This window comes from Mammaliicoccus sp. A-M4, assembly GCF_022386955.1.
Classification (GTDB): domain Bacteria; phylum Bacillota; class Bacilli; order Staphylococcales; family Staphylococcaceae; genus Mammaliicoccus; species Mammaliicoccus lentus.
Genome location: NZ_JAJNHH010000017.1, coordinates 1 through 18,685 on the forward strand (window position 1 = coordinate 1; position 18,685 = coordinate 18,685).

Sequence of the window (18,685 nt, forward strand, 5' to 3'; positions counted from 1 at the left end):
TTGAGTGCAAGCGAGTCATTAAGTGAGTCAGAATCGTTGAGTGCAAGCGAATCATTAAGTGAGTCATTAAGTGAATCAGAGTCATTAAGCACAAGTGAGTCATTAAGTGAGTCGGAATCATTGAGTGAAAGTGAGTCATTAAGTGCGAGTGAATCATTAAGTGAGTCGGAGTCATTAAGTACAAGCGAGTCATTAAGCGAGTCGGAGTCATTAAGTACAAGTGAATCATTAAGCGAGTCAGAATCATTGAGCGCGAGTGAATCGTTAAGCGAGTCGGAATCATTGAGTGCAAGCGAATCATTAAGCGAATCAGAATCATTGAGTGAAAGTGAGTCATTAAGTGAGTCAGAATCATTAAGTGAAAGTGAGTCATTAAGTGAGTCAGAATCATTAAGTGAAAGTGAGTCATTAAGTGAGTCAGAATCATTGAGTGCAAGTGAATCTCTAAGTGAGTCAGAATCATTAAGTACAAGCGAGTCATTAAGCGAGTCGGAGTCATTGAGTGAAAGTGAGTCTCTAAGTGAGTCAGAGTCATTGAGCGTGAGTGAATCATTAAGTGAGTCGGAGTCATTGAGTGAAAGCGAATCATTAAGCGAGTCAGAATCATTGAGCGAGAGTGAATCACTAAGCGAGTCAGAATCATTGAGCGCGAGTGAATCACTAAGCGAGTCAGAATCATTAAGTGCAAGTGAATCATTAAGCGAGTCAGAATCGTTGAGTACAAGTGAATCACTAAGTGAGTCAGAGTCAATGAGTGAAAGCGAATCATTAAGCGAGTCAGAATCATTGAGCGCGAGTGAATCACTAAGCGAATCAGAATCATTAAGTGAACAAGAATCACCAATGGATTCAGATTCTGATAATGAAGCGAACCAAAATGATAAAGACAAAGCTTCAGAGTTACCAGACACGGGTGATGAGGCAACGAAAAATGGGTTATTAGCAGGCCTCCTTGGATTAGGTGGATTGGCATTATTTAGAAGAAGTCGTAAAAAAGAAACAGATAATAATTAATAGAATTTGATTTGAATATCAATACAAAATACAGCTGAGGATATTCTCCTTGGCTTATTTTGTTATACTAAGTAAATAAAAATCTCTATAGTTATAGGAAGTGTGATATATGAGTGAAAATATAAAAGAAACAGAAGAACTAGATGAAATTAATAAACAAATTGAAGAAGAATTAAATGAATATGATGCTGAAACAATTCAACAAAATACGAAAAAAGAATTTCTGACTTTTAAATTCTTTGGTAAGTTTATTATATTGGCAATAATGATTTTTAGCATAGTAAAATTGTTTATTTGATAGGTGAAATTGTGGTTTAAACTTTAGTTATTGAGGTGTAATTAATGACGATATATAGCATGAACTATAGTATTGGATGGGCTAGTAGTGGTGTAGAGTATGCGCAGCTATACAGAGCTCAAGCTTTAAGGGAAAGAGAAGAAAAATTAAAGTTCGTGTTTTTAGAATTTATAAAAACTGAAAATATACAGACACTAACAAAAAATTTAGGATTTAATGATGATGAAGTAGTATGGTTATATCAATTTTTCACAGATATCAAAATTGCGCCTTCGAGTGTTAAGTTAGAAGAGGTTATTCAATCACTTAACGATGATATAACAAAAACAGAAGATGAAGGAAAAATTAAAAAGTATTTCTATAACAAAAACAGCAACTATATCGTTTGTCATTTAAAAGATGAAGATAGCGATATTGTGGATAGAGTTGAATATATATCAAGAGGTAAATTACTACGAAAAGATTATTATTCCTATGTTCGTATTTTTTCAGAATATTATGCACCTGAAGACAATATGGCTAAATTATATATGAGAGTCTTTTATAATGAAGATGGTTCTACGGCATACAGTGAATATATAAATGATGATGACAGTATGTTTGTATTTAAAGAAAAAATACTATATTCCAAGCAAAGTTTTATTGCATATTTTATGAAAAAACTTCAGTTATCACAGAATGATATAATTTTATTGGATCGTTCAAAAGATGTCGGCCAAGTTATGTTAGAAAATAAAAACCAGGCTAAATTAGGTGTAGTGATTCATGCAGAACATTACAATGCCTCAACATCGAATGAAGATTATATACTTTGGAATAACCACTATGAATATGTATTCACCAATGCTCAGAAAGTAGATTTCTTTATCACGGCAACGGATATTCAAAATAAACTTTTGGCACACCAAATGGAGAAGTATAATCATATCAAGCCTAAAATATATACAATCCCTGTAGGTAATTTAAAAAGTTTACCACAACCATTAAACAGAAAATCTTATTCTATTATTACGGCTTCAAGGTTAGCACTTGAAAAACACGTGGATTGGTTAATTAAGGCAGTAGCAGTTGCAAAGCAGAAAATACCTGAAATAACATTTGATATATATGGAGAAGGTTCACAAAAACAGATGTTGAAAAATCTCATTAGTGAAAATAATGCCGAAAGTTATATCGCATTACATGGTCATGTGAATTTAAATCAAGTATATGAGAATTATGAGTTATTTTTATCAGGATCAACGAGTGAAGGATTTGGATTAACATTGATGGAAGCGATAGGTTCAGGACTAGGTCTTATTGGTTTTGATGTCAATTACGGGAATCCGACTTTTATTGACGATCAAAAAAATGGATATCTCATACCAATTAAACTGAACGTGGAATCTGAGTCTATAATAGTGAAAAAAATTGCTGAAGCTATAATTCAATTTTTTGAAAATGACACAAATTATTTCCATGAAGCTTCTTATAAAATTGCAGAACAATTTACGCAAAGTTCTGTAAAAAGCCAGTGGAATGATTTAATTGAAGAGGTGCTTTATGATTAATTTATTTGAAGCTTTTGATAAACAAACGATTGTCCTTTATAATTCGTTTAAGTTTTCTAATATAAAGAGGCAAACAATCGTTATTGAAGCAGATGGTTTTCTTCCGGAAGATGTTAAAACACCGTATGAATACTTTGCAAATAATGAAAAAATGCCTATTAAACCATTATTTTTTAACCAAGTAAAAACACCAGAATTTTGGATGATTGAAGGTAATAATAATGAGGCAGTAATTAAAGATACAGGTGAAATTAAAGCTAGAATTATTTATAAAAAGAATTATAAGCACAGAATAGTAGAGCGAATTGAGTGGTTAAACAACCAAGGTCATACTCAGTATATCGATTATTATAATAAATATGGATACAGGTATGCTCAAGTATTATTGGACCCTAGCACACATAGAAGAATATTAAAACATTACTTTAACGCTAAAGGTGAAGTGTTTATAGTTGAGAACTTCATTACAAATGATGTTATTTTGAATTGGAAAGATAAAGAATACTTCTTTCATTCGAAAATACAATTTGTTAATTTTTATATTCAAGTTGCAGGTTTAGAATCAGAACAATTTTTAATCAATTCATTTTCTATTCCTGCTGCAGTGATGAATGGTTTAAATGCTTCTAGTAATGACTATTTATATTGGCAAGGAGATATTACGAGTGATGTTATTCGTCATATGGAAAATATATTGTCTAAAGAACGTAGATCATTCAGCATTATTGTGCCGGGTAATAGAGCTTACGAAAAAGTTAAAGAATCCATTAGTGATAAATGGAAAAATCGTATCCGAAAATCTGGATATGTATACAACTTCCTGAAATCTAATAACTATTCTAACCAGGTGTTGATACTAACAAATTCAGACCAAATACCACATTTAAAGGAAATTGTACAAGCACAACCACATTTAGATTTTCATATTGCGGCAATGACTGAGATGTCTAAGAATTTACTAAACTTCAATAAATATACAAATGTTAAATTATATCCAAATGCTAAAAAGAGTGAATTTAAAGCCCTTTATGAAAAATGTGATATCTATTTAGACATTAATAAAGGCAATGAAATATTAGATGCAGTTAGAGCAGCATTTGACTATAAATTATTAATTTTAGGTTATGAAGCAACTGCGCACAATAACGTAGTAACAGCACCAATTAATCTGTTTGATGTAGAGTATCCACATACGCTCATTACTAGGTTAGAAGAAGTTACTCAAAATAATGATATATTCGATAAATATTTAGAATTACAATTAGAACAAGCAAATGCTATCGATAAAGTGACATTTATTGAATCTGTAAAATGAAATCCAACATTCAAAAACTCCTAATGACTTTTTAATAAAGCCGTTGGGAGTTTTTACTATAGTTCGTTTTAATTAAATATCGACTCTTTTGTTTTTTACTTTTATTTTAAAATAAAAATATACCTTGTTTAAAATAGTAAAAATCTGTAAAATGCGAAGCGTGGAATAATATAATGTTTAGAAACTTTTTCAAAATCAATATATATAGAAATAAGGGGAGAAAATGATGAAATCATGAAGTTTTTAGCAGTGGCGCTTGCAGTTATCTTGGTTATGTCAGCTTGTAATAACGATACTGATTCAAACAACGAGAAGAAGAATAGCAGTGAACAAAAGGAAACTAGTAGTAAAGATAAGAAAGATAGTAATGAATCAGAGAAAGATACATATAGTGATATTGACTATCCTAAAGATGGTGTGAAAGGTATTTACGTGACACTAGATTCAGCAAGTGGAGAACAATTTGATGAATTGATTAAGTTTATAAACGAAACAGAATTAAATGCATTGGTTATCGATGTTAAAGATGATTCAGGTAATATTACGATGGACTTCAAAAGTGATAATAAGTTAATTAGTAGTAATACAGTAGACAGTGTAGATGTTAAAAAAATCATCAAAGAAATGGAAAAGAATGATATCTATCCAATCGCGCGTGTTGTTACATTTAAAGATTCTAATTTAGCTCATCAAAAACCTGATTGTTCGTTTAAAACGGCTGATGGTAATGTGTGGGAAAATGAAGGTGGAGACAGCTTTATAAATCCGTTTGATGATAATGTATGGAACTATAATATAGAAGTAGCGAAAGAAGCTGCTAAAGCAGGATTTAAAGAAGTACAATTTGATTATGTTCGTTTCCCAGAAGGGTTTGAAAACAAAGACGCGGAATTACAATATTCCAATGGTAAATACAAAGGTAGCGATTTAAATAATATCAAACAACGTGTAGATACAATTACAGAGTTTTTAAAAACAGCACGTAAAGATTTAAAATCATATGACGTTAAAACATCCGCAGATGTATTTGGTTACGCAGCTACAGTTAAAGAAACACCAGGTATTGGACATGTTAAAAACAGGGTTGAAAAGAACCCCAATCGCAATATGTGGATTGGCTTTAGGTGTTATGGCGTTAAGCAATTTATTTTATAATTTAAACTTAACGTTATTTGGCTTGTCTTTCTTTATTATTTCCTGTGCAATACTTTTAATTGTCACTTTAAAATGGATTGTTTATCCAACCATGTTTTTAAAAGAACTTAAAAATATAAATACATTTGCTATTCTTCCAGCGCTACCTATGACGTTAATGATATTGGTGTCTATTGTTAAAACTCAATTTTTAGTGGGCGCATATATTTTAAATGTTATTTGGTATGTATCTATTTTATTACATATGAGTTTTATCATAATATTTATTGGATTTTACGCATTTAGAAATTATAAGTCTTGGCCAAATACGAGTTGGTTTGTGATGTTTGTTGGAATAGGCGTTATTGGTGAAACATCGTCTGCATTCAATACTAGTATAGGTAACATAGCGATCATTCTTGGATCAATATTTTTAATATTAATACTTGGATATATATTATTTACTAAAGCATGGCAAACATATAATCAGGAACAGTTTACAATGGTAATTATTATGAGTGCACCGGCAGCTCTTTGCTTAAATAGTTATATTTTAAATCATTCAAGTTACTCAATTGCTTATGTATCGGCGTTTTTAGTACTTTCGCAATTGTTATTTGTATTTACTTTAATATTATTGCCTAAAATCATGAAAGAAGGATTTAAAGTCTCCTTTTCAGCGCTGACGTTCCCATGGGTGACAACTGCAGCATCACTTTATAATGTGAATCAAAATCTCAATTTAAACGATACAATTACGAATTTAGTCAATGTCATATCAATTATTGAAATTATATGGGCAACTCTCATTGTAGTCTATGTTCTTTATAAATATATTCTCTTTTTAATTTTAAAAAATGTGGTTTATGGGTAAATATATTATATAAGAAAAATAGTTTATTGATATAACATTTTAGAATAGTACTTTTATTCTGGATGTTTATCATTAAAATGGCAATGAGGAGTGTACAATATGTATAAAATAGCTATAGCTTGTGCAGGTGCAATGGGTGGTCGAATCGGTGTTTCCTTGAAACAGGCTGGTTATGATGTGGAACTAATTGATGACTGGGAAGAACATGTTCAACGTATTAACAAACATGGTGTTGAGGTTAAAACTGAAACGGATGTTTATACAGTCGATGTTCCAGCAGTATTGTCTAAGGATGTATCAGATTCATTTGATCTGATTATCATCTTAACAAAGGCGATGAACTCTGAAAAAATGATGCAACGCTTAAAAGAGGCTGGTTCAATTCATAAGGATACTGCAATATTATGCATGATGAACGGTTTAGGTCATGGAGAGAGATTATCAAAATTCGTTCCAATGTCACAGGTTTATCTTGCTGTCGTAATGTGTACAGCTGGATTAAGAGGTCCCGGTCAGTTGTTGCTAGAAGGTGGGGGTTATATAGACTTTCATCGTTCAGACGGTATTGTCGATGAACAATCTAACGCGATACTTCAGTTACTAAATGATGCAAATTTAAATGCACGAGTAAGTGATGATATTTTCAAATCGATATGGTCCAAAGCAACATTGAATAGTGTGTTAAACCCACTGTGCACGATATTAGATAAAACTATTTATGAATTTGGCAGCTATGAACATTCACGTGAAATGGTTATTCCAATGATTGAAGAAATAGTGTCTGTAGCTAGAGCAAGAAATGTTGAATTAGACGGTAAATTACTATTAAATAAAATTGAAGCGGCTTACCCTAAAGAAACACAAGGGCTTCATTATCCATCAATGCATCAAGATTATAACAAAGGTCGATTAACAGAAATAGACTATCTTAATGGACAAATTTCAGCATATGGAGAAGAATTAGGCATACCAACTCCAATAAATACGTTGCTTACACATCAAATACACCAATTAGAAATGAAGATTATGTAGCGAATCAAATTATATTAATATAAATAAAAACTCTTTCAAGGTAGATAATTTTGAAAGAGTTTTATTTGTAGTTTCATATTTATATTTTATTGGTTGCCATTAACATATGATTCTGGGTTAACTGCGTATTCGTTACCTACGCCACCCTTCATACGTTGGAAGTGTAAATGAGGTGCTGTTGAGTTACCAGTGCTACCTGATTCACCAATTTGTTGACCAGCTTTTACTTCGTCGCCTTTTTCAACATTTAATTTATTCATATGCATATACCATTGATAATAATCGCTATCTTTTTCTTGGATTGTAACTTGGTTTCCGCCACCATAGTTACTCCATCCACTTTGAATAACTGTTCCATCAGCAAGTGAGTATACTGGTGTATTTTCTTCCATGTCATAGTCTATGCCGTAATGTGCACCGCCACCATGATATTGGCCATACTCTTGAAGTTTAGCATTTTTAGATAACCAATTTGATGAAGCTTGATCAGTGCCTTCAGATTTTTGAGAACTCTCAGTTACATTTTCTGCTCTCTCTGAATTCTCGTTATTATTTACTTGTGCTTGATCAGAATTTTGATTAGTGTCTTCTGACTGAGCTGCATTTGACTGAGTATCTTCTAGTGAAGAAACAGTTTCATTTGAAGGTGCTTTATATTCTGCATTCGTATTTTCATTAACATTTGTGTCTTGGTAAGTTGTATTATTGTTTGAAGTTTCATTATTATTTGACGCTTCATTATTCACGTTTGATTGTTCAACATTGTAACCATTATTTTCAATCGAGTTATGTGATTGGCTAGGTGCGTAGTTTTGTCCGCCTTTAGTAAAGTAGTAATAATGGTAAGCACCATTTTCATCTATTTCATAAGATTGATATTCTTTATTGTCGAACATTGATTGATTCCAATTTCCATCTAAAGTGTGATGAAAATTCCCGTTAGAATCTATTGTATAGTAAGCTCCATTTTCATAACCTGATGTAGCTTGATTAGATGCGGTATCTTGCTCTGCTGCATCTGCTTCATATTGTGATATTCCCATTGTTAGTATCCCTATAGTTGCTATAGAGCTTGTTAATAATTTCTTCATTATGTTTAAACCTTCCCTTTCTTAAAATAACTGATACAAATTTATCATGGGTATAGAGTGAAATAAACACTTGTAATTGCTTTGTTCCTTCGAGTTAATAAAGTGTAATAATTATATAATATGATTACTTTTTTTATAATATTCAAAATTAATATATAGAACTGATGAATAGTAGATTATAGAACTAATACACGAAAAAATTCCTTATCAATTATTGATAAGGAATTTTTGTATTGAAATATTAATTATAAATCATACTATATGATTTACTCTATATTTTTAAGTTTTTTAATGACTGATACCATGTCTTCATTAATAACTAAATTGGCATCACTATCATAAGGGGTAGCCTCTTTGTTAATAATGATAAGGTTTTGTCCTTCAAAATTCGAAATAAGTCCTGCTGCTGGTTGAACGACGAGTGAAGAACCTAAGACGACTAACGTTTCTGCTTCTTTTATTTTATGAAGTGCATTAAATATAGTGCCTTGGTCTAACATTTCCCCATAAAGAACAATGTCAGGTCTAATTGGGCTGCCACAATTTTCACAATGTCGTAAATCATTATCTATAACATGAGCTTTCGAATATTGTTGGTCGCATTGCGTACAATAAAACAGGTTTAAAGTACCGTGTAGTTCGTCTGTATTTACACTACCAGCATCCGAATGAAGACCATCAATATTTTGAGTTATTACACCTAATGAACGACCATCTTCTTCAAGTTGTGCTATCCAATCATGAACGATATTAGGTTTTTTATCAGCAAATAGTAAGTACTGATGGCAAAAATTAATAAAACCCTCTGGATTATTTTTTAAATAATCATCACTTAATAAATATTCAGGTGAGTAACCTTTTTCTGAAATTTCGTCGTATAAACCGCCTATAGAACGAAAGTCAGGAATACCACTTGCTACAGATATACCCGCGCCTGTAAAAAATGTAATTTTGTTAGAAGCATCAATGATGTCTTTTAACTGTTCAATATTACGATTCATACTTATATCACTCCATTAAAAATTTGAATTCATTTCTTATACTTAATTCAATTTTAAATTCTAATACTCATTTAAGCAAATAAGTGGAGATAACCATTAATTTACTAATGACCTTGACATTACTAGTAATTATCGTGATAATATAAACGTAATGATTACGATTTATTAAGGTATAAATTATTTTTTTATTTTGTCTTAGATTATGGATGATTTTATGGGTGGGTTAACTACTGATTGCAATATATTTTATACGTGCGGTGATGATATAAATGAACAAAAAACAAGTTTTCTTTACAGTAGACCCTCGTACCAACCTTTTTTTAATGATTATTATATCTTTTATTGCGATTACAGGAAACATTACGGGAAACAGTATCTATGCGAGATTAGTTATCTTGCTTATTCCTAGTTTGTTAGTTGTAGCTAATAAAGAAATTGTTAAAGGTACTGTGTTTTGCTTAATTATATTTTTAGGGTGGTATGCCGAAGCTATTCTTATAAGAGGAGAAAGTCAGTTATACGATATATTAATTTTTGTTCCAGCAGGTATTGTTACACGTTTTATGCCAACTGTTGTGATGGGGTATTATTTTTTAAACACGACGCAAGTAGAAGAATTAATCGAAGGTCTTGAGAGGCTTAAGTGTTCACGCAAAATAACAATCCCTATTGCTGTCATGTTTCGCTTTTTGCCTACTATTAAAGAAGAGTCTTCATATATTGATGATGCGATGAGAATGCGTAACATATCTTTGCGTAATACACTCGATAGGCCGATTACATACATAGAGTATAGAATGGTTCCTGTCTTAAACAGTGTGATTAAAATTGCTGATGAGCTTACGATTGCTTCGGTAACCAAAGGGTTAAATATTACACGTCCGAAAACGGCAATTATACAGTTAAGGCTCAAATGGTATGACGTATCTATACTAGTTTTAGCAGTCGTTTTAACAATTTTTTATTATCTATTGTGAGGTTATACATATGAACCAATTAAAAAACATTTCATTTACTTATGAAAATGGTGATCAAGGTATCCGGGATATTAATTTAAACATTAAAAAAGGTGAAGTTGTCTGTTTAACAGGCCCTTCAGGTTGCGGTAAGACTACGGTCACACGTTTATTTAATGGCTTAATACCTCATTTTTTTAAGGGTGAGATAGATGGTGAAGCACTTATTAATGGCGACAATATTCAAGAAGAAACCATTTACGATATTGCTCGTCATAGTGGTTCAGTCTTTCAAAACCCAAGGTCACAATTTTTCTGTTTAAACACGACAAGTGAACTTGCGTTTGAAGCTGAAAATTATGAGATGCCCCCTTCAAAAATTAAACAACGTATTCAAGATGTTACGGAATCGTCTCACCTTCAAAGGCTATTAGACCGTGATATTTTCAACCTCTCTGGTGGGGAGAAACAGCTGATTGCTTGTATAGGCGTGACTGTATGTCAGCATGATGCCGATGGTTAACATTTTAGAAATATCTAACTTAACAATAAAAGATAGTGCTGGAGTATCACTTGTACAACATCTTGATTTGGCGTTACGTAAAAGTAAAGTTAACGTTTTAGTAGGTGAAAGTGGTTCTGGTAAGACAACATTAGCACATATAATGTTAGGACTATTAAAAAATTATCAAGGTGATTATTCAACAAATGGTTTAAGTATGTTGCCAATATTCCAACACGCATATAATAGTTTTAATCCAAAATTTAAAATTAAAACATCACTAGAAGAACCTATAAGATACTATAAAAACATCCAATCAGAAACAGTTCGTGAACGTCTAGAAAAGTTGATGAAATATATGCAATTAGACGAAAAACTATTAGAGCGATTTCCAGACGAACTTAGCGGTGGCCAATTACAAAGATTTAATACAATACGCACATTAATGTTAGAACCAGACATGCTAGTATGCGATGAAATTACAGCAAGCCTAAATGTAATAGCAGAACAAAGAATGATTAAAGTTCTAAAAGCCTATTACGAACAAACAAATAAAGGCATGCTTATGATTTCACACGACATAGTCTTCTTAAATCAATTCGTAGATCGTATTATCGTTATGAAAGAAGGAGAAATACTAGACGACTTTAAAATAGAACAACTATTTAACGAAGAACGACATCAATATACAAAACAGCTACTTTCTATATATTAGGAAGTAGCTGTTTTTTAGTGGTTTTAGAAAGTGCTGACGCCTGGGGGAATAGTATGAGTGAGAGACTACAGGCTCGAATGATACCCCTAGGCAAGCATGCACTTTCAAGATTAATATTATAAATAAAATCGCCCAATCCAGTAGTTAATTTCTACGGATTGGGCGACTAATTTTGCTACATGAAGTTATTCCATTAAATAACTATCTTCAGCGCGTTTACTTGTTTTGTTTTTCCATGGATCCAGTATCGGTTTAACGATAAATCCTATTGTGAATATAACGACTCCAAATAATACTAGGAATATTATATTATAAATTAAAATTTCTGGTACCACACCACCAACCGCTTCTCTTAATGCATCTACAGCATAAGTAAATGGTAAGAATGGGTGTATTGCCTGGAAGAATTTTGGTGTAACTTGTATAGGGAATGTTCCACCGCCACCTGCAATTTGTAATACCATTATAACGATTGCTAAAGCTTTACCAACGTTACCGAATAGAGATACTAATGTATATACTATGCTGATAAATACTATCGAAACGAGTACAGATAGTAATATAAATAATAGTCTATTATCAATAGCAGCGCCTAAGATAAACATATCTCCTAGTGACACGATGATTGATTGCATAACACCTATAATTATGAATATAAAGCTCTTTCCAACGAATGTTTGTCTTAATGAATACTTATTCTTAATTTCTGGATTTTTAATATCTGTCGTTAATAAGTTAGATAATAGTAAAGCACCTACCCAAATAGCTAAAGATGTATAGAAAGGTGTACTAGCTGTTCCGTAGTTAGGAACACTAAATAACGATTCTTCTTTTAATTCTATTGGATGTGCGATAATATCTGCTTGTTTCTTCAAATCATTTTTCAATAATTTTATAAGTTCATGAACAGTATCATCTTCATCTATTTCTCTAACTTTGTTCGCAGCTTTCTTAATATCTTTTTCAATACCTGGTAAATCATTTCGTGCAAATTCTGCTAAGTCATGAATTTCTTTTTGTGCTTCTGGCAAGTTGTCATCTACTAATTGAACAGCGCGATCGTATTTATCAATCATTGCTGGTAAATCATTATTTGAAAACTGTGCTAAATTTTCTACTTCTGATTGAACGTTTGGCAGTTCATTTTCAACGTAATAAGCACCTTTACCTACTTGTTCTTTAAATTTAGGGAAGTTTGTCTGTGCAACTTCATTAATGTTATTAAACTTTCTTTCAAGTTCTGGTAATTCATTATTAATGCTTACTAATAAATCGTGCCCATTTTGTAATGAGCTTTTTCCAGTTTGAATGACATTTTCTATCATGTTCATTGAACTTCTGATAGTAGAGATATCGTCGATACCTTTATTTAACGCTTGATCAATTTGATTGACGCCTTCCATTAAGGTAGTTTTAAAATCACTGCTCGTATATTTCATTAAATTATCTAAAGATAGTAAATTAGAATCTATTAATTTATCTAATGCCAATACTTCTTCTTTTCCAGATTTACCGTCATTTAAAGCGTTAATAAGGTTGCTTTGGCCATTAATTACACTTTGTAAATCTTTGTTAGCTGATTCAAATTGTGAAATTGCTTTTGAAGTATCAATACCTTCAGATTTCTTAAGTTCATTTAAAATATCAATCATTGAATTATTAAATTCTACACCTTGTTTTAATCGTGATTGATTATTTTTCACAGTATCTGCAAGTTGTTTGCTGTCTTGACTCATCAATATACTTTGATTGATTGACTGCATACTTTCTAAATCTTTTTTATTCATTGTTGCTTGTTCATTGCTGTAGTCTGCTAGCGCTGTTAATGATTCGCTAAGTGCTGATTTCATTTCTTTTAATTCTTGATCATTTAATACTTCTTTAGAAGATTGATTGTTGTCTGGATTGTCTTCTTTATTAGCGTTTTCTCCATCTTCATCGTAAGCTTGTTGAGTTGTTACGATATCATTTCCATTTTCATTCTCTTCAGTTGATTCTGTTTCTTCTTTTGAAGCGTCTGATTTTTCTTTATTATTTTCTTGTTCCTCAGCACTTTGATCAGTGTTATTATCTTCTTCGCTTTGTTCTTCTGATTGCTCTTTAGGTTGTTCTTCAGTTTTATTTTCTTCTTTGTTATTATCTTGGTTTTCTTTATTACTATCTTGTTGCTCTTTATTTTGATTATCTTTAGGTTCTTCTTTATTTGGATCTGATTGTTCTTTGTTATCTTTATTATCTTTTTCTTCTTCTGATTTCAATTTTTCGTTAGCTTTTTCAGTTTTTTCCTGAGCTTTTTTAGCATCTGCTTCATACTTATCCAATTTATTATTTAATTCAGGCAAGTATTGTTCTGCTTTATTGATAGCCGTTAATGCTTTTTCAGATGCTTCAATACCTTGAGGAAGACCTTTATTTATTTTGGGAAATTGCTCTTGTACTTTATTAGCTTTTGCTAATGCACTTTCAATTTCAGGCATTTTAGCATTAAGCGCAGTAATTAATTTAGCAGCTTGGTTAATCTCACCCATTTTACTGTTTACTTCATTAATCTTGTCTACACCTTCATTAATATCGCCTTTGTAATTACCAAGCGCTTCGAATTCATCTTTATAATGCGTTATGTCATCTTGATGTTCGTCAATTTCTATTACCTTTTCTTTAAATTCTTCTATTTTAGGAAGATTATCTTCAGCGGTAAATACAGCATTTTTAATTTTACTCATAGTAGGTAATTCATTTTCAATGTCTAAACCGACTTGATTCGCTTCTTTTAATAATGCTTGCGTAGCATTCTCGCCAAATTCTTTATTTAAAGAATCTACAATTGAAGATGCACCAGCGTTTGTCATTTTAGGTGCAATAGCATTTAATTTCTCGTTTACTTTGTAATCGATGACTGCTTTCTTTGGTTTTTTATTATATATACTTGTGACTTCTTCAGAAAAAGTCTTATGTAAATATATAGAGGCATAATAATCACCTTTTTCGACACCATTGTCAGCCTTTTTACGATTTACAAATTCCCATCCGAACTTATCGTTTTTCTTTAACTGTTTAACTAATTGGTCACCTACGTTAATATCTTTCCCTTCAACTTTGGCACCTTTATCCTCGTTTACGACCGCAATTTTAATACCTTCAGTATTGTTGTAAGGGTCCCATGTAGAACTTAAATTAAACCAAGCATAGAATGATGGCAAAATTGAAAGCCCTAATAATAATATAATTACAAACGGCACACGTCTTATATTTTTAATGTCTTCTATAAAAATTTCAAATGGTTTTTTCAAAAGCACAACTCCTTATCTATTAGTACACGCCATGTACTATAATAATCAATACCGTTATCATAACCCATGTTCAAAATCAATTCAATAATAATTTTACTATATCACTATATTTATCTGGTCTCATATAGCTCTAAAAGTGATATTAATAGGTATATCAATATATTAAAATAGAATATCTTTCTATTTTATATTTGCGATTTTCAATAGAAAAAGCCCCTTTCAAAGAATGAAGTTTTAATGTCTACTTTGAAAGAGGCTATTTGAAATTGTATTTTATTAATTACTCGCTAAACCAATTTATTTTATTTAATTGCTTACTAATATTGATTTGTTTTACTTCTTGGAAAGATTCTAAACCGTAAGTACCTAACCCTCGGCCTATACCAGAATGTTTATAGCCACCCCAAGGATTTTCATTGAAAGCAGTATGGTAATCATTAACCCACGTGATACCTGCTTTTACTTTACGAATAACACGAAGGGCGCGCTCTTGATCGTCTGTGAACACAGCGCCTGCTAATCCGTATTTTGTATTATTGGCAAGTTGTATTGCTTCAGCTTCAGTTTTGAATTTTTGGAATACAGCGACCGGTCCGAAAATTTCTTCTTGGACTATACGCATTTCTGGTGTAGTATCACCAAATGCTGTAGGAGCGATGAAGTATCCATTTTGATGTTCATCTTCTGTTAATGGATAACCTCCACATAATAGTTTGGCACCTTCATTTTGTCCGATATTAATATAATTTAATATCTTTTCATATTGAACTTTATTAGTAATTGCACCCATTTCTGAATTTTCATCCATACCTGGTCCTACCTTAATTTTGCTTGCGCGCTCAGTAAACTTTTCTACGAATACATCATAAATATTTTCATGTAATAAAATACGTGAACCTGATGTACATACTTGTCCAGCACCCATATAAATACCGTATAGCGCTATATCTACCGCTGCATCAATATTTGTATCTTCAAATATGATATTAGGTGATTTACCACCAAGTTCTAAAGATACATTTTTAAGTGTAGTTGTAGCGTTTCTCATAATATGTTGGCCAGTCTTTGTGCTTCCAGTAAATGAAATCATATCCACATCATCATTAGATGTCATTTCATCTCCTATAATTACGCCATCGCCCATAATCAAGTTTGCAACACCGTCCGGTAGACTAACCGATTCAAATATTTCAAATAAACGATGTAATGTCATTGGTGTGCTTTCTGCTGGCTTTACGACAATCGTATTACCTGCTGCGAGTGCAGGTGCGATTTTCCAAACAGCCATTAAAAGAGGGAAGTTCCAAGGCACAATTAAACTCACTACTCCAACAGGTTCGTGAACAATGAAGCTTTCTGTTTCGTCATTATCAATTGTTTGTTCCTGTGTTTCATTCTGAATTAATTCACTATAATATCTAAAGCAACTTGCTGAATCTTGGACATCATAACGGGATTCTGCTAAAGTTTTTCCATTATTTAAAGTTTCTATTTTAGCAAGTTCATCTTCATGCGCTTCAATTTGATCGGCAATTTTTTCTAAATAATTTGCGCGTATCTCCACATCTAACTCCGACCAATTTGAAGAATCAAACGCTTGCCTTGCAGCTTTAATCCCATCTTTAGCATCTTGACGTTTCCCTTCTGCAACTTGCGCAAGTACTTCACTTGTCGCTGGATTTATAATTTCTCTAGTTTTTAAACCATCTCGCCAATTTCCATCTATATACATTTGTAATCGTCCCATATTTGCAACCTCCCAAAATGTTGTTCACTATAATACTAGATAAAATTAGTTTTTTTAGCAAATTGCACAAAATCACATATAAGTTCAAAATACTGATATATATGTGAAATGAGTTGATATAATACATTTTAAAAATATTATTTGTATAATGCTACAAAAATAAAAGTATGGAAAGTTGAATTAATAATAAACAGTGTTACCATAATATAGTCAGTTCGATTACTAGCTTTTAGATTTTATTAATTATTTTATAAAAGGGGTTATTAATATGAATAATAAAATTGATTATACAGTTGCAAATGTCATAGTAGATAAATTAATAGAGGCAGATGTCGATACAATTTTTGGGATTGTCAGTATACATAATATGCCGATTTATAATGCGATTGCCCAAGATGGGCGCATCAAGCTTGTTACAGCGCGTGGTGAAAGTGGTGCTGTAAATATGGCAGATGGTTATGCACGTACGAGTGGAAAAATGGGTGTAGTGCTAACAAGTACTGGTGCAGGTGCTGGAAATGGTGCGGGATCTTTAACAGAATCTTGGAATGCAGAAACACCGCTTTTACATATTACGGGTGAGATTGATTCAAACTATATCGGTAAACATAAGCGTTACATTCATGAATGTAAAGATGAGTTAGGCATGATGGAAGCTGCAAGTAAAGCTGCTTATCAATTAGATTCACCATATCAAATTCATGACTTTATGTCTCATGCTATAAAAGAAGCACAAAATACCCCAACGGGACCAATTACAGCAATTATTCCTACGAATTTACAACATGTGAAACTGCCGAAGCTTGAAGTAATAGAAACAACTACTCAAGTTGAACAACAAGATATTGTTATACCTGAAGAAGTTATAGAAATGATTGTAAATGCGAAAAAACCATTCATTTGGGTAGGTGGCGGTGTAATTAAAGCAGGTGCGACAGACGCTTTACAACACCTTGTAAATAAATTGCAGGCTGCAGTGATTACGAGCGAATCAGGTAAAGGTGCATATCCAGAAACTTCAGATCTATGTTTAGCAAATAATTCAGTACATCCTGAAGTTACGAAATTATTGAAAGAATCAGATGTTTTAATTACAATAGGAACGCATTTGCGTGGTGAAGATACGCTGAATTGGAAGCTCGAATTACCGCAAACACATATTGATATTAATTCAAACCCAGAACACATCAATAAGAACTATATTGCATCTAAATCAATCATTGGGGATGCAAACACAGTTTTAGAATCATTAAATCATGCACTTAAATCAAAGCATGTACAAATTGATGAAAGTTATGTTAAACAAATTGCTAATATTAAAGCTCAGATGTATAAAGCATTAAGCGATGATGTTTCACCTTACAACCAAATTGCTGAAAGTATGAATCAATTGCTTGCAGATGATGATGTTGTCGTAAGAGATGTCACCGTGCCAGCATACTGGTGGGGCAATCATTTAATTCAATTTACGAAACCTCGCACATCAGTTTATACAGTAGGCGGTGGTATTGGACAAGGTTTGCCATTAGCTATCGGTGCACAAATGGGCACAAAACAACGTCGCGTAGTTAATATGGCTGGTGACGGAGGATTTATGGTCAATGCTGGAGAATTAGCTACACTTGCTGAACAAGATTTACCAGTTATCACTTTGCTATTTAAAGATGGTGGCTACGGTATTTTACGTTATTTACAAAGTGCAGCTTATGATTATAACGAAGGTGTGGATCTTCATACACCAGACTTTAAAATGCTAAGTGAGTCTGTAGGTATACATGCAGAAGTAGTTGAAAATATAGACGAATTCCATAAAACTTTCGAGTACGCACTACAACTTAATAAACCTGCTTTTATTATTGTTGATATGGATAAAGTTGGACCTACAAATGTTTCTTATTCAGAAGATGAAGCTTATATAGAAAGCTTCCGTCCACAAGAAAAGTTCTAAAATACAAGAGTTAAAAACATCAAGCTGTTAGTTAAAAGTAACGGTTTGATGTTTTTATTTTATATAAATATTTAAAATATTTTCTATTTATAACCAATGTTTTTCAAATTATTTTTTAAGTTATATTTTAAATAATAATTTTATTTAATAATAGTTTACATAAGTATATATAGGGGACTATTTAAACAAGAGATTAGAGCTCTTGCCAAGTTATTCAC

At 32.0% G+C, this 18,685-nt stretch carries 15 protein-coding genes; 11 read left to right on the forward strand and 4 right to left on the reverse strand.

The window, feature by feature from the left end:
* The 7 genes from LQ682_RS12460 to LQ682_RS12490 all read left to right on the forward strand — a co-directional run.
* Positions 1-1,014 (forward strand): LPXTG cell wall anchor domain-containing protein (locus LQ682_RS12460; RefSeq protein ID WP_239724429.1); only part of this gene is annotated, 1,014 nt, incomplete at its 5' end.
* 109 nt (positions 1,015-1,123) lie between these two features.
* The gene (locus tag LQ682_RS12465; RefSeq protein ID WP_064205183.1) at positions 1,124-1,312 is read left to right on the forward strand and encodes a hypothetical protein; all 189 of its coding nucleotides are present in this window, start codon (positions 1,124-1,126) and stop codon (positions 1,310-1,312) included.
* Positions 1,313-1,356: 44 nt separating this feature from the next.
* A complete protein-coding gene (gene gtfA / locus LQ682_RS12470) occupies positions 1,357-2,862 on the forward strand; it encodes an accessory Sec system glycosyltransferase GtfA (RefSeq protein WP_218729885.1) in 1,506 nt (501 codons plus the stop codon).
* Positions 2,855-4,177 carry an accessory Sec system glycosylation chaperone GtfB gene (gene gtfB, locus LQ682_RS12475; protein ID WP_218729886.1) on the forward strand — a complete coding sequence of 441 codons (1,323 nt, stop codon included), beginning with the start codon at positions 2,855-2,857 and terminating at the stop codon, positions 4,175-4,177. Before gtfA ends, gtfB begins: the two co-directional genes overlap by 8 nt.
* A gap of 234 nt (positions 4,178-4,411) precedes the next feature.
* Positions 4,412-5,332 (forward strand): putative glycoside hydrolase, encoded by a 921-nt coding sequence (locus LQ682_RS12480; protein ID WP_239724430.1) that lies wholly within the window; start codon positions 4,412-4,414, stop codon positions 5,330-5,332.
* Positions 5,247-6,185 (forward strand): TDT family transporter, encoded by a 939-nt coding sequence (locus LQ682_RS12485; protein WP_239724437.1) that lies wholly within the window; start codon positions 5,247-5,249, stop codon positions 6,183-6,185. Before LQ682_RS12480 ends, LQ682_RS12485 begins: the two co-directional genes overlap by 86 nt.
* 99 nt (positions 6,186-6,284) lie before the next feature.
* A complete protein-coding gene (locus LQ682_RS12490; protein ID WP_239724447.1) occupies positions 6,285-7,217 on the forward strand; it encodes a ketopantoate reductase family protein in 933 nt (310 codons plus the stop codon).
* Positions 7,218-7,303: 86 nt separating this feature from the next.
* Here the strand turns inward: LQ682_RS12490 and LQ682_RS12495 are convergent, their stop codons facing one another.
* On the reverse strand, positions 7,304-8,308 hold the full coding sequence (locus LQ682_RS12495; protein WP_218729489.1) for a M23 family metallopeptidase: 1,005 nt from the start codon (positions 8,306-8,308) through the stop codon (positions 7,304-7,306).
* 266 nt (positions 8,309-8,574) lie between these two features.
* Complete coding sequence (locus LQ682_RS12500; RefSeq protein ID WP_016999823.1) at positions 8,575-9,309, reverse strand: NAD-dependent protein deacylase; 735 nt, start codon at positions 9,307-9,309, stop codon at positions 8,575-8,577.
* A 269-nt stretch (positions 9,310-9,578) separates the two neighbouring features.
* Between LQ682_RS12500 and LQ682_RS12505 the strand changes: the two genes are divergently transcribed.
* From LQ682_RS12505 to LQ682_RS12515, 3 genes are read left to right on the forward strand one after another with little or no spacing between them, the layout of a single operon-like run.
* Positions 9,579-10,286, forward strand: coding sequence for an energy-coupling factor transporter transmembrane component T (locus LQ682_RS12505; protein WP_239724448.1), 708 nt, complete (start codon positions 9,579-9,581; stop codon positions 10,284-10,286).
* 10 nt (positions 10,287-10,296) lie between these two features.
* Positions 10,297-10,788: an ABC transporter ATP-binding protein gene (locus LQ682_RS12510; RefSeq protein ID WP_239724455.1), complete on the forward strand. Its 492-nt coding sequence runs from the start codon at positions 10,297-10,299 to the stop codon at positions 10,786-10,788.
* Positions 10,781-11,482 carry an ATP-binding cassette domain-containing protein gene (locus tag LQ682_RS12515; protein ID WP_239724457.1) on the forward strand — a complete coding sequence of 234 codons (702 nt, stop codon included), beginning with the start codon at positions 10,781-10,783 and terminating at the stop codon, positions 11,480-11,482. Before LQ682_RS12510 ends, LQ682_RS12515 begins: the two co-directional genes overlap by 8 nt.
* Before the next feature lie 185 nt (positions 11,483-11,667).
* Here the strand turns inward: LQ682_RS12515 and LQ682_RS12520 are convergent, their stop codons facing one another.
* Both LQ682_RS12520 and LQ682_RS12525 read right to left on the reverse strand, forming a co-directional pair.
* A complete protein-coding gene (locus LQ682_RS12520; RefSeq protein WP_239724465.1) occupies positions 11,668-14,772 on the reverse strand; it encodes a YhgE/Pip domain-containing protein in 3,105 nt (1,034 codons plus the stop codon).
* 280 nt (positions 14,773-15,052) lie between these two features.
* Entirely contained in the window at positions 15,053-16,519 is a 1,467-nt protein-coding gene (locus LQ682_RS12525; protein ID WP_239724473.1) for an aldehyde dehydrogenase family protein, read from the reverse strand.
* A gap of 268 nt (positions 16,520-16,787) precedes the next feature.
* Between LQ682_RS12525 and LQ682_RS12530 the strand changes: the two genes are divergently transcribed.
* Complete coding sequence (locus LQ682_RS12530; protein ID WP_239724475.1) at positions 16,788-18,467, forward strand: thiamine pyrophosphate-binding protein; 1,680 nt, start codon at positions 16,788-16,790, stop codon at positions 18,465-18,467.
* The last annotated feature ends 218 nt before the right edge of the window (positions 18,468-18,685 follow it).